This window comes from Nocardioides albus (genome assembly GCF_014648255.1).
Taxonomy (GTDB): domain Bacteria; phylum Actinomycetota; class Actinomycetes; order Propionibacteriales; family Nocardioidaceae; genus Nocardioides; species Nocardioides albus.
In genome coordinates, this window is the sequence record NZ_BMQT01000001.1 from 16466 (window position 1) to 29859 (window position 13394).

Consider the following 13394-nt stretch of genomic DNA (forward strand, 5'->3'; position numbering starts at 1 on the left):
GCCGACACGTCACTTCCTGACCGCGACACGTCAGTTCCTGACCGCGACACGTCACTTCCTGACCGCGACACGTCACCTCCTGACCGCGACACGCCAGTACCCGAACCCAGACCGTCGTCGAAGCCCCGGGAGTCAGAAAACTGACCTCTCGGCGTCGAATTTCGACGTCTCGGCGTCAACAACTGACCCCTCGGCGTCAGAAACTGACGTCTCGGCGGATGGTCAGCCATAGATCGTCTCGCCATCCGCCGTGTCCTTGCCGATCTTCCTGGCCAGGAAGAGGCCTTCCAGAGCCAGCTCCACCGCGCTGGCGAGCTGGCCGTCGTTCTTGGGGCCGCCGGTGGACTCGTAGACGCGGTCACCGATCTGGTCGTAGAGGTCGGACTCGCCCAGGACCGGCAGGCTCTCCAGGAAGGCGCGGGCGGTGACCTTGGTGCCGGTGGTGACCATCCGGCCGTCCTCGATGGCATCGATCAGCAGCGCGAAGTCGAGGCCACGGAAGTGCTTGCGTACGGTCTCGGCGATGGCTGTGCGCAGCAGGTGGGTGAGAATCTCTGCCTCGCGGCCCTCCTCGCCCGACTCGAACTCGATCTTGCCGGAGAGCACCTCGACGGCGGTCTCCAGGTCGACGAGGCGAGCGACGGCATCGGGCTCCCCTGCCACGGTGGCGCGGTGGAGCGCCGCGGCGGCGACGGTCTCCGCGCCTGCGATCGAGAAGCGCGCCGAGACCCCGGAACGCTGGTCGACGGCGGAGGAGCCGCGCAGGTGGCGGGTGAAGACGGCGAGGATCTCGAGGAGATGGTCGGGTACGTCGGCGACCAGCGTGGCCTCCTGCCGGATGACGGCCATCTCCGCGGAGAGCTCGCGCGGGTAGTGGGTGCGGATCTCGGCGCCGAACCGGTCCTTCAGCGGCGTGATGATCCGGCCGCGGTTGGTGTAGTCCTCCGGGTTTGCAGAGGCCACCACGAGCAGGTCGAGCGGCAGCCGCAGCACGTAGCCGCGGATCTGGATATCGCGCTCCTCCATCACGTTGAGCATCGCGACCTGGATCCGCTCGGCGAGGTCGGGCAGCTCGTTGATCGCGACGATGCCGCGGTGAGAGCGCGGGATCAGGCCGAAGTGGATCGTCTCCGGGTCGCCCAGCGAGCGCCCTTCGGCGACCTTCATCGGGTCTACGTCGCCGATCAGGTCGGCGACCGACGTGTCGGGAGTGGCCAGCTTCTCCGAGTAGCGCTCGGAGCGGTGCTTCCACGCGATCGGCAGCGCGTCACCGGCCGTCGCCGCCAACCGCTGGGACCCGACGGTGACAGGCTCGTAGGGGTGCTCGCCGAGCTCGGAGCCCTCGATGACCGGGGTCCACTCGTCGAGAAGCCCCACCAACGTACGCAGCAGCCTGGTCTTTCCCTGGCCGCGCTCGCCCAGCAGGACGACGTCGTGCCCGGCGATCAGGGCACGCTCGAGCTGTGGGATGACGGTGTCCTCCAGCCCGTGCAGGCCGGGCCAGGGATCCTCTCCCGCTGCCAGCTTCGCCAGCAGGTTGTCGCGGATCTCCTCGCGGAGCGACTTGAACACATGGCCACTCGCGCGAAGCTGGCCGAGGGTGCTGATCGTGGGTGCGGCAGTCACGGACGCAACGCTACGCCGCCGCCCAACCCCTGGGCGGCCTCGGCGTCGGCGTCCCGATCCGCGGATGCGGAGGACCCGACGCTGGCGAGCAGCTCCTCGACCCGCTCCCGGGTCAGCGCGGTGCGGTCGAGCTCCCCCACCTCGTCCAGGATCGCGACGACCTCCTGGAGCGTGGCGCGCGCCTGGGCGATCCGGTCGGTCTCGCGCTCGATCATGGCGCGGCGTACGAGGGCGTTGGCCTCACCCCACCGGTTGCGCTCCTCGAGATGCTGGGTCAGCTCCAGGCGCAGCTCGGTCTCGGCGTCGGCAAAGCGCCGCAGACCGATCAGGGCGTCGATCAACGTCAGCCGCGGCGAGGACGAGTCGACCTCGACGCGATGCTGGCCGATCTCCTCCTCGATCAGCCGGACGGCGTCCGCGTAGCGTTCCATCCGGACGTAGACCTCGGCCAGCCCGATCAGACTGCCGCGAGCACGATCCGCCATGCCCGCCGCATCCGCGACGGCATAGGCCTCCTCGAGAACGGCGACGGCCTCGTCGAGGGACCCGATCATGCTCAGCGCCTGGCCGCAGTTGGAGAGCGCCATCTCCAGCCCGGCCGCGGTGCCGGCCTCGCGGAACACCTCGGCTGCGGCCCGGAACTCCGAGATCGCCCGGGTCAGGTCGCCTGCCCGAGCGCGACTGATCCCGGCCTGGTTACGCAGGTAGGCCGCGTCGACAGGCTGACCCGCACGGAGAGCGGCGTCGAGACCGAGCTCCTGGAGAGGCACGGTCTCGGCGGGTGGGTGCCGCATCGAGAGGCTGAACATCTTGTTGACCAGCTGGTAGGCGGGACACAGCAACCCGGCGCGCACCGCCAGTCGCACGGCACTCCTCATGGTCGGCCACTCCCGGTCGCCCCAGGCGCGGGCCTGTTGCGAGGTGGCGAAGCTCAGCGGCGTCACCCCGGCGACGACCGGGTCCAGGGTCATCAGCCGGAAGGATCGACCATCGACCTCGGAGGCGGCGACCAGCGAGTGGGTGTACCAGCTCACCAGCCGCAGCAGCGCCTCGTCGGACTCCTCCGCGAAACCCAGCTCCAGGGCGTAGTCGCGGATCAGGTCGTGGAGCACGAAGCGGCCGGGTCGGTGCTCACGAACGAGGTTCGCGTCGACCAGCTTGTCGACCAGGCGCCGCGAGGTGGCGATGTCGACAGCGAAGAGCGCCGCCATCGCGGGCATCCCGATCTCGTGCCCCGGTCGGAGGCCGAGAAGACGGAAGGCGCGTCGCGACTCCTCGTCGAGGGAGTCGTAGGACCAGGAGAAGACCGCACGCAGGTCAGAGATGGGATCGAGCGGCACCTCCAGCGCTGCCAACCGGCTGGTTTCCCCGTCGAGCTCGGCCAGCAGGTCGGTCAACGTGAGGTCGGGATAGCGGCTGCAGCGTTCGGCCGCTACCGCCAGTGCCAAGGGCAGATGCCCGCACCGGTCCGCGAGCGCGCGTACGTCCGCCTCGTCCGCGGCCCGGTCGACGAGCCGCTGCTCGAGGAAGGCCGCCGACTCCGCCGGGGTGAGGGTGTCGAGCGCGATCCGCCGGGCGCCCTCGCGGGTGGCCAGCCCGCGCAGCTGGCTCCGGCTGGTCACCAGCGCCAGCGAGTCGCTGCCCGGCAGCAGCGGCCGCACGTGAGCGGAGTCGCGAGCGTTGTCGAGCACCAGGAGCATCCGCCGGTCCGCGAGGGTCGTACGCAGCAGGGCCGAGGCCGCGTCCACCTCGGCCGGGACGGAGGCGACGTCGACGCCGAGCCCGATCAGCAGGGTCGTGAGCGCCTGGGCGTGCGAGAGCGGCTCGCCCGGCCCATAGCCACGCAGGTCGATGAAGAGCTGCCCGTCGGGGAAGTGCTCGGTCCGGCTCCGTGCCCAGTGCACCGCGAGGGCGGTCTTCCCCACGGCCCCGATGCCGTGCACCGCGACCACGCTCGGCCAGCCGGCGTCATGGGAGATCGTCACCGCGTCGAGCAGCCGGAGCTCAGCCTGGCGCCCCGAGAAGCCGGCGATGTCGGCCGGGAGCTGGCGCGGGACCAGGTCCTCCTCGGAGACCCGCTGCGCGGGCACCTTCGCGTGTCCCGCCACGACCTCTGGGCCCGCCGAAGAGTCGCCGGACAGCAGCCGGACAAACGTCGAACGCAGCTCCGCACCGGGATCGGTGCCGAGCTCGTCGGCCAGCCGCGCCCGGACCTCCTCATAGGCCTCCAACGCCTCTGCCGTACGCCCCGCGGACTCCAGCGCGTCCAGGAGCACCACCCACAAGGACTCGCGCAGCGGATGGTCCGCCACCACCCGGCGCACGTCGGCGACCGCCTTCGCCGCACGGCCGGCGGCGATGTCGAGCTGCGCGCGTCGCTCCCGGGCCTCGAGGTAGCGGTCGACCAGCCATGGACGGGTGCGCTCAGCCAGCGACTCGGCCGCAGAGTCGTCGAACGGCTCGGCGCGCCACAGCTCGATCGCCTCCTCGAGCCGGACGTACGCCTCGGGCCCCTCGAGTCCATCGATCGAGTCGAGCAGGTCGATGAAGGTGAGCGCATCCACGCAGGCCCGCGGCAGGTCGAGGATGTAGCCGCCGGCGGCGCGGCGTACGACCTCTTTGCCGAGCACGCGACGCAGTCGCCCGATGTAGGTGTGCAGGCTGCCGCGCGGGTTGTCGGGGAGCTCCTCGCCCCAGATCCGGTCGGCGAGCAGGTCGGCGGAGACCGGGGTGCCGGCCTCGAGAGCCAACAGGGCCAGCAGCGTACGAGGCCGGCGTCCTGGGATCTCCACGGGTTCGCCTGCGCGCGTCACGATCATCGGGCCCAGCAGACAGATGCTCACATCCGTCACCGAAGCACCCCCGTCGTCCCGCGCCGTATGCGCCTGAGAGCCACCCCCTAACAATAGACGGGGTGCTCGGGGCCTACGACGGAAATCCGCCCTTTCCGGTACACAATGGGCACATGTCTCCCTTCGGCCCCACAGCCACCGGATCACCCCTGACCGAGGAGTGCCCGTGCGGCAGCGGGAAGCGCTACCCGATGTGCTGCCACCGGCTGCACCGAGGCGCCGCGCGGGCCGACACGCCGGAGGAGCTGATGCGCAGCCGCTATGCGGCGTACGCCCTCGGGGACTGGGACTACATCTTCCGCACGTGGCACCCGGGGACCCGCCCCGACGATCTGGGCGTGGCCGCACCCGACCCGCGACTGACGTGGACAGGACTCGAGATCGAGGGCTCCGGGATCGATGACGACACCCACGGCTGGGTGGCCTTCCGGGCGTTCTACGAGGCTCCGTCGGGAGCCGGTGTGCTCGCCGAGCACAGCCGGTTCGAGGTGCGTGCCGGACGGTGGCTCTATGTCGACGGAGAGATAGCCGACGAATGATCCGGACGCACGCATTCGCATGGGTTTGAGACAAGACAGTGGAGAAACTGTTGCCGATATGTGGACGCGAGCGGGTCCGGCACGACAGACTCTGACGAGTGACCACCGACGCGACCGAGGATCTGTCCGGTCTCGAACCATCGGCGCGCTCGCTCCTGGATGCAGTCATCGCGATGTCGAGCGAGCTCGACCTGAGCGCCATGCTGGAACGGATCACCCGGTCCGCCTGCGAGCTGACCGGTGCGAGCTATGGCGCGCTCGGCGTCCTCGACCTCGACGGCAACCTGCAGGACCTGATCACCTACGGCCACCAGCACGAGCCGACCCTGCAGGTCGTGGGCAAGAGCAACGGCCGCCGGGCCCGGCTCGACGCCGAACCCGAGTCCGAGGCAGACGCGAGCGACGCCTCCGAGGCCGAGGCGCTCCTGCTGGTGGCACCCCGCACAACCGACGGCGGCAGCCACGCGTTGCGCACGGGCGACGCCGGCAAGCGCAAGTTCCTCGAGGTGCCGCTGCGGATCAAGGACCACGACTTCGGACATCTGCTCCTGACCGACAAGGCCGGCGGCGCCGACTTCACCAACCACGACGAGCAGCTGGTCGTCGCCCTGGCCCGCGCCGCAGGCGCCCAGATCGAACGAGTACGCGAGCTCGAGCTCAGCGAGCAGCGCCGCAAGTGGCTGGAGGCGAGCGCCGAGCTCAGCCGGGCCCTCACCCCGCCGCTGGAGCACACGGTGGCGCTGGAGCGGATGTGCGAGACCGCGCTGCCGCTGATGCGAGCGATCGGGGTCGGGGCCGGCACCCGTATCGAGCACGGCCTCGTCTCCGGAGTGGCGGCCGTGCCCGGCCAGGAGGAACAGGTCCGAGCGGTGACCGAGAAGGTCCCGTTCCTGATCGACCGGCGCATCGTCGAGCCGCTGGACCTCGAGGCCGACGGGCTCTACGTCGTGGTCGCCCCGGTGCGCTCCTCGCTCGCCGGCCGTGGTGCGCTGCTGGCGATCTACGACAAGGCCTCCGCCGCGCACGACCAACACGAGCGCGAGCTCTTCTTCGGTTTCGCCGGACAGGCCGCGCTCGCCCTGGACCGCCTCCGTGCGGTCGAGGACCGCGCCGACCTCGCGGTCATCACCGACCGCGACCGGATCGCCCGCGACCTGCACGACGTGGTCATCCAGCGCCTCTTCGCGATCGGGCTACAGCTCGAGACCCTGGGCCGCAACCCGCACCGCGTCGAGGACCTGCCCAAGCGGCTCGCGGAGCAGGTCGATGCGTTGGACCAGACCATCAAGGACGTACGCGGCTCGATCTTCGACCTCAGCAACCACGACGCCACTTCGCTGCGTGCGCAGGTGCGCGAGGTGGTTCGGGAGTATGCCGGCGTCATGAAGTTCACCCCGGAGATCAAGATCACCGGGCCGGTCGACACCGCCGTACCCGACGCCGTCCGCAACCACCTGCTCCCGGTCCTGCGCGAGGCGGTCTCCAACCTCGCCCGGCACGCGCACGCCCACAGCGCCCAGATCGAGCTCACCCTCCAGGACGGCGAGATCAGGCTGGTCGTACGCGACGACGGCAGCGGCGTCCCCGAAGAGGCCGAGGAGAGCGGGCTGAAGAACGCCCGCGCTCGCGCGGTCCAGCTCGGTGGTCAGCTCGAGATCGGGCCGCACTCTCCCAGCGGCACCGAGCTCGTCTGGCAGGTGCCGATCACCGCTGGGGTCTGAGCCGCTCTCGGAGCCTTACTGGCCCCGGCGCGGGTGGAGGAGCTCCTTGGCCATCAGCGCGGCCTGGGTGCGGCGCTGCACGCCGAGCTTGGCGAGGATGCTGGAGACGTAGTTCTTGACCGTCTTCTCGGCCAGGAACATCCGGCCGGCGATCTCGCGGTTGGTCAGGCCCTCGCCGATGAGCGCGAGCAGACGCTTCTCCTGCGGCGTGAGCGCCTGCATCTGCGGCGACTCGCCATCCGGGTTGCGCATCTTCTCCATGACCTTCGCGGTCATCAGCGGGTCGAGCAGCGAGCCGCCACCGGAGACGGTGCGGATCGCCTCGACCAGGTCGTTGCCGCGGATGTCCTTGAGGACATACCCCTTCGCACCGGCCATGATCGCCGAGAAGAGCGCCTCGTCGTCGTCATAGGAGGTCAGGATGAGCGCGAGCATGTCGGGGTAGGCCGCTCGGACCTCACGGCAGACCTCGATCCCCGAGCCGTCGGGGAGGCGGGCGTCGAGCACGCACACGTCCGGCCGGAGGCGGTCGATGTCCTCACGCGCTTGCGCGGTGGTGCCGCCTTGGCCCACGACCGCGATGTCGTCATGGCTGTCGAGCAGCGTCGTCAGCCCCTGGCGCACCACCTCGTGGTCGTCGAGCAGGTAGACCCGGATCGTCCTCGTCTCGGTCAACACCGTCTCACTTCCCCCATTCGTTGAAGGGAGACCACGGTATCGGTCAACCCCAGTCCGGTCGATGTGTGAGTGATCCACAGTACGGTTTTCGTGCCGCCATGCGGACCGACTCCCGATTCAACTGTCTGGCCAGTTGTCGATCCAGTCTCCCGTGCGAGCACCTCGCGCGCCAGCGACTCGGCGGTCGATGTGTCCAGATGGGCCAAAGGTTCGTCCAGAACCAGGACCTTGTGCCCGGCCAGCAACGACCTCGCGACCGCCAGCCTGGCTCGTTCACCGCCCGAGACCTGGTCGGCGCCGTCGCCGAGCCTCGTCTGCAACCCTGCAGGGAGGGCATCGAGCCAGTCGCCCAGGTGGGCGCGGCGGATCGCCTGCTCGACCTCGCCGTCGGTGGCCGCGGGCCGGGCCAGGCGGACGTTCTCCACGAGGTTGGAGGCGAACACGTGCGGATCGTCGTCGACCAGGCCGACGATCTTCCGTACGTCCTGGGGGTCGAGGTCGCGGGTCGCCAGGCCGCCGAGGGTGATCGTGCCGGTATCCGGGTCGAGGAAGCGCAGCAGCAGCGCGGCCAGCGTGCTCTTGCCGGAGCCGGAGGGGCCGACGATCCCGATCCTCGCGCCGGGCGCGGCGTGCAGGTCGGGGATTTCGACGCTCTGGCCGCTGCTCTGGCGGCTGCTCTGGCCGCTGCTCTGGGCGCCGGGGAAGGCGGTGACGCCGGTGACCGTGAGCGTGGTGTCCTCGGCCGGCGGCACCGGGTGTTCCGGGGCGACGACGGCCGGCCGGCGGCTGGTGAGGTCGTCCAGACGCGCCTGCGCGGCGCGGGTGCGAGCCCGGGCCGCACCCGCATCCGCGAGGGTCGCCGCCGGCTCGGCCAGAGCCAACGGAACCAGGGTGAGGAGAGCGAGCATCGGCCCGTCGGCGACGTCGGCGTACGCAGCGGTCGCGGCGACCGCCGCGCCGGCGGTGACCAGGACGAGCGCCTTGGCGACCGAGGCGGCGGCAGCCGCGGTTACCGTCGCCTTGGTGGCGGTGCGGGCCAGGGCGTCGAGGGTGTCCAGCACCGGCTCGCTCGCCTGCCACATCCGGCGTTCGGTCGCCGTCTGGGTGGCTTCGACCACCTGCTCGGAGACTCTCGCCCGCACCGTGACCGAGATCTGCTCGGCGCGTGCTGCTCCTGCGTACGCGATCCCGAAGGAGGCCCCCGCCGCCAGCATCGTGGCCGCGGTGAACGCGGCGGCGACCGGGTCGATGAGTGCGGTCGCCAGGACCGCGAGGACGGCCACGACGGCGTACTCCCGGACTGGCAACCGCACCCGCAGCTCCTCATCGAGGACCGCGTCGACGTCGTCGACGACGCTGGCCAGCACGTCTCCCCGACGCCCCGGCAGCGCACCGGGGACCAACGGCACCAGCGCCTCGTAGATCTCCACCCGCCGCCTGGCCAGCAGCCGCAGCGCGCTGTCGTGGGACCACAGCCGCTCCAGGTAGCGGAGCACCGGCCGCGCGATCCCGAACGTACGCACCCCCACCATCGCTGCCACCAGCGTCAGGATCACCGGATGGTAGGAGGCCTTGATGATCAGCCACCCCGCCAGCGCCGTCAGCGCCACCCCCGACGCCCAGCTCAGCCCGCCGACCACCGCCGCCCCCCACAGCGCAAGCCTCCCCCGCGCCGAGGCGTCACTCCCGTCGGCCGAAGCGTCACGTACGTCGGCCGAAGCGTCAGTCCCGTCGGTCGAGTTGTCAGCAGATGCCGTCTCGACCGACCGCAGTGACGTCTCGGCCGACGCGAGTGACCTCTCGGCCGACGCGAGTGACGTCTCGGCAGAAAGGGTGATGACTTGGTCGGCGTTGTCGATCAGCGCTTGACGGTGGGCGACGAGGACGACGGCGCGGTCGCGGGCGAGGTCGGTGACGGTCTCGGCGATGATCCGCTCGGTGTCGGGGTCGAGGTGGGCGGTCGGCTCGTCGAGGAGGATCCAGGGACGATCGGAGAGTACGACGCGGGCCAGTGCCAACCGGGCTCGCTCTCCCCCAGACAGCGAGCGGCCGTCCTCGGCCAGGTCGGCACCGAGGCCGCCGGGGAGATCGGCGATCCGGTCGGCGAGCGCGACCCGCTTGAGCACGCGCCACAGGTCGCTCTCGGTCGCATCCGGCGACCCCAGACGCAGGTTGTCGGCGATCGTGCCGCTCACGAACACCGGTCGCTGGGGCAGATAGGCGAACCGCCGCCGCCACTCCTCGCCCGCGGCCGGGGTCTGGCCGTCGAGCTCGACGGTGCCGGCGTACGTCTCGTTCAGGCCCGCGATCGTGGCGAGCAATGTCGACTTGCCGCAGCCGCTCGGCCCGACGATCGCGGTGATCCCTCGGTCCGGGACCTTCCCCGAGACCGGCATCAGCGCCGGCCGCTCCCTGCCGGGATAGGTCACTCCCACCCCATCGAGAGCCATGCCGAGGCGTCGCTCCCGTCGGCCGAGATGGCAATCGGTGACGTCTCGGCCGACGCCAGTGACGTCTCGGGAGAGGTCGGCGGTGGCCTCGAGGGTGGCGGTGCCTTCGGCGGCGGCGTGGAACTCGGCACCCATCCGACGAAGAGGCCAGTACGCCTCGGGGGCAAGCAGCAGGACCACGAGGGCGGTCTGCAGGTCGACCGAGCCGGCAGCGAGCCGTACCCCGATCGTGACCGCGACCAGGGCGACCGCGATGGTGGCCACGAGCTCGAGCACCGCTGAAGATGCGAAGGCGATCTTCAGGGTCTCGAGGGTGCGACGGCGATAGCTGTCGGTGATCGTGGCGATGACGCGCGATTGGGCCCGCGCTCGACCGAAGGCGACCAGGGTCGGCAGACCCTTCATCACGTCAAGGAAGTGCCCGGCCAGCGCCGCCATCGCCCGCCACTGGCTGGCCGCCTGGTCGCGCGTGGCCAGGCCGACCAGCACCCCGAAGATCGGGATCAGCGGCAGCGTGAGCCCCACGATGAGACCGCTGAGCGGGTCGGTCCAGACGATGACCGCGAGGACCATGACGGGCAGCACGCAGGCGAGCACCAGTGCCGGCACGTAGCGCGTGAGGTACGGCTCGGCGGCCGAGACCCCACGCGTGGCCAGGGCCGACAACGAGCCTGAGCGCCCCGACTGCCCGCGCAGGATCGCGCCGACCACGCGGCGCCGCAGATCCGCGCCGACGACGCCGGCCGCCCGGGCGCCGGCCACGTCGGAGACCACCCCGACGACCGCCCGGCCGACGAAGACGGCCACGACCGTCAGGGCCCAGCCACCCACCGACCCGGTGTCGCGGATCGCGGAGATGAGCAGTCCGGTGACGGCGTACGTCTGGGTGATCAGCAGCACCGCACCGAGCACCCCCGCCGCGACCACCACCGTCAGCGGCCCCCGGGCCACCGCCAGCTGAGCTCGCAGGCGCGGGTCGTTCGGTCGCATCAGTGTGCGGCGGGGATGTGGTGGATCGAGATCCGCTTGCGGAAGATCCAGTAGGTCCAGGCCTGATAGCCCACCACGAGCGGCGTGAACACCGCCGCGGCGATGGTCATCAGCTTCAGCGTGTAGGGCGTCGCCGAGGCGTTGGTCGTCGTCAACGAGTTGGCGACGTCGGTGGAGGAGGGCATCACGTCGGGGAAGAGTCCGACGAAGAGCCCGGCCACAGCCAGCCCGATGGCGAAGAAGGTGCCCGCGAACGCGAACCCCTCCCGACCGACGTACGCCGCCCCGAGCCCACCCACGAGCGCCAGCGCCGCCACGACGAAGATCACCGCGGTCGCCACATTGCCGGTCAGCACCTGCGTCCAGACCAAGAACACCACCGCGAGCACGGCGGCGACGACCCCGACGCGGAGCGCCAGCGCACGAGCCCGACCACGGATCTCACCGTCGGTCTTCAGCGCGATGAACAGCGCACCGTGGGTCACGAACAGCGACAGCGTGACGAGCCCGCCGAGGAGGCCGAACGGGTTCAGCAGCGTCAGCACCGTCCCGGTGAACTCGAAGTCGGCGTCGATCGGCACCCCGCGGACGATGTTGGCGAACGCCACGCCCCACAGGAACGCCGGGACGTAGGAACCGAAGATCACCGCACGGTCCCACCAGCCGGCCCAGGTGGCCGAAGGTCGCTGATGGCGATACTCGAAGGCGACGCCACGCACGATCAGCGCGATCAGGATGAGGAACAGCGGGACGTAGAAGCCGGAGAACAACGTTGCGTACCACTCCGGGAACGCCGCGAACGTGGCCCCTCCGGCGGTCAGCAGCCAGACCTCGTTGCCGTCCCAGACCGGGCCGATCGTGTTGATCATGACCCGCCGCTCGCGGTCGTCGCGCGCCAGCACCGGGAGCAGCATCCCGACACCGAAGTCGAAGCCCTCCAGGACGAAGTAGCCGATCCACAGCACCGCGATGAGGCAGAACCAGATAGTCGTGAGCTCCATCAGATTCTCCTCAGTACGCGAAGTTCATCGGCTCGTCGGCATCCGAGTCGGAGCCGCGCAGGGTGGGGGAAGGCGGCTCGACGAACGGGTCCGGCCCCTTCTTCACGTACTTCATGAGCAGGCCAACCTCGATCACCGCGAGCACGGCGTAGAGGAGCGTGAAGCCGATCAGCGACATCCACACCTCCCAGGGCGCGACCCCTGGCGAGACGCCTTGGGCTGTCGTCAGGACGCCGAAGACCACCCACGGCTGGCGACCCATCTCGGTGAAGATCCAGCCCATCGAGTTGCCCAGCAGCACCATCACCGGAGCCGAGATCGCCAGCGCAGGCAGCGCACGCCCGACCCACCCCGATGGCGTACGTCCCTTGCGGGTCAGCCAGAGCACGGCGAGCCCGATGAGACTGCCGACCGCGCCGAGCCCCATCATCCAGCGGAAGGTCCAGTAGGTGACCGGGATGTTGGGGGTGTAGTCGCCCGGCGAGTAGTAGGTCGCACCCGGCGTCGAGCCGTACGTCTCCCGGTATCTCTCCTGCAGGTCATAGATGCCCTCGACCTTGCCGTCGAAGGTGCCGGTGGCGACGAAGGAGAGCACGCAGGGCACCTCGAGGGCCCATTTCTCGTGCTTCCCGTCACGGGTGCCGATGGTCAGGATCGAGAACGGCGCGCACGAGTCCGAGGTCTCCCACAGCGCTTCCGCAGCCGCCATCTTCATCGGCTGCACCTCGGTCATGATCTTGCCCTGGATGTCACCCGAGACCGCCACCCCGACTCCGGAGAAGAGCATGACCCACGCTGCCAGCACCATCCCGCGGCGGTGCATCGGCCGGTCGGCGTTGTTCTCGCCCGGGCGCCTCATGTAGAGCCAGCCCAGGATGCCGAGCATGAAGGCCGCCGAGGTCAGGTACGCCGCGAGGATGACGTGCGGGAACGTACCCAGCTGCACCTTGTTGACCATCACCGCCCAGAAGTCGGTGAGCTCGGCGCGCCCGGTGATCTCGTTGAACGTGTAGCCGACCGGGTGCTGCATCCAGGAGTTGGCCGCGAGGATGAACCACGACGACGCCAGCGTGCCGAGGTGGACGATCCACATGCACGCGTTGTGCAACGCCCGCGGCAGCTTGTCCCAGCCGAAGATCCACAGGCCGAGGAAGGTCGACTCCAGGAAGAAGGCGAGCAGGGCCTCGATCGCCAGCGGAGCCCCGAAGACGTCCCCCACGAAGCGGGAGTAGTCCGACCAGGTCATCCCGAACTGGAACTCCTGCACGATCCCGGTGACCACACCGAGCGCGAAGTTGATCAGGAAGAGCTTCGCGAAGAACTTCGTCAGCCGAAGCCACTCAGGATTCTTCGTACGCAGCCAGATCGTCTCCAGCACGGCGACGAGCATGGTGAGTCCCACCGTGAGCGGGACGAACAGGAAGTGGTAGACGGTCACGATGCCGAACTGCCACCTGGCTAACTCCAGGACGCTGTCCACGTCAGCCACTATGTCACTGCTGTCCCACGCACCCCAGCACCCCCTCCGGCGAGGTAC

8 protein-coding genes are annotated in these 13394 nt (G+C 70.0%); 2 read left to right on the forward strand and 6 right to left on the reverse strand.

The window, feature by feature from the left end; translation table 11 throughout:
* Positions 1-222: 222 nt before the first annotated feature.
* Together IEY84_RS00090 and IEY84_RS00095 are read right to left on the reverse strand one after the other, a co-directional pair.
* Positions 223-1626, reverse strand: a complete 1404-nt coding sequence (locus IEY84_RS00090; RefSeq protein WP_183540981.1) for a magnesium chelatase ATPase subunit I — start codon at positions 1624-1626, stop codon at positions 223-225.
* Positions 1623-4478, reverse strand: a complete 2856-nt coding sequence (locus tag IEY84_RS00095; protein ID WP_229788172.1) for an AfsR/SARP family transcriptional regulator — start codon at positions 4476-4478, stop codon at positions 1623-1625. Before IEY84_RS00095 ends, IEY84_RS00090 begins: the two co-directional genes overlap by 4 nt.
* 113 nt (positions 4479-4591) lie before the next feature.
* Here IEY84_RS00095 and IEY84_RS00100 point away from each other — a divergent pair, with 113 nt between their 5' ends.
* Together IEY84_RS00100 and IEY84_RS00105 are read left to right on the forward strand one after the other, a co-directional pair.
* Positions 4592-5017, forward strand: coding sequence for a YchJ family protein (locus tag IEY84_RS00100; protein ID WP_183540987.1), 426 nt, complete (start codon positions 4592-4594; stop codon positions 5015-5017).
* Positions 5018-5115: 98 nt separating this feature from the next.
* On the forward strand, positions 5116-6738 hold the full coding sequence (locus IEY84_RS00105; RefSeq protein WP_183540990.1) for a sensor histidine kinase: 1623 nt from the start codon (positions 5116-5118) through the stop codon (positions 6736-6738).
* A gap of 15 nt (positions 6739-6753) precedes the next feature.
* Here the strand turns inward: IEY84_RS00105 and IEY84_RS00110 are convergent, their stop codons facing one another.
* The 4 genes from IEY84_RS00110 to IEY84_RS00125 are packed head-to-tail and all read right to left on the reverse strand — an operon-like array spanning position 6754 to position 13337.
* Positions 6754-7416, reverse strand: coding sequence for a response regulator (locus tag IEY84_RS00110; RefSeq protein ID WP_183540993.1), 663 nt, complete (start codon positions 7414-7416; stop codon positions 6754-6756).
* Entirely contained in the window at positions 7410-10856 is a 3447-nt protein-coding gene (gene cydD, locus IEY84_RS00115; protein ID WP_183540995.1) for a thiol reductant ABC exporter subunit CydD, read from the reverse strand. Before cydD ends, IEY84_RS00110 begins: the two co-directional genes overlap by 7 nt.
* Complete coding sequence (gene cydB, locus IEY84_RS00120; RefSeq protein ID WP_183540998.1) at positions 10856-11857, reverse strand: cytochrome d ubiquinol oxidase subunit II; 1002 nt, start codon at positions 11855-11857, stop codon at positions 10856-10858. Before cydB ends, cydD begins: the two co-directional genes overlap by 1 nt.
* A gap of 10 nt (positions 11858-11867) precedes the next feature.
* Positions 11868-13337, reverse strand: a complete 1470-nt coding sequence (locus IEY84_RS00125) for a cytochrome ubiquinol oxidase subunit I (protein WP_183541001.1) — start codon at positions 13335-13337, stop codon at positions 11868-11870.
* Between the last annotated feature and the right edge of the window lie 57 nt (positions 13338-13394).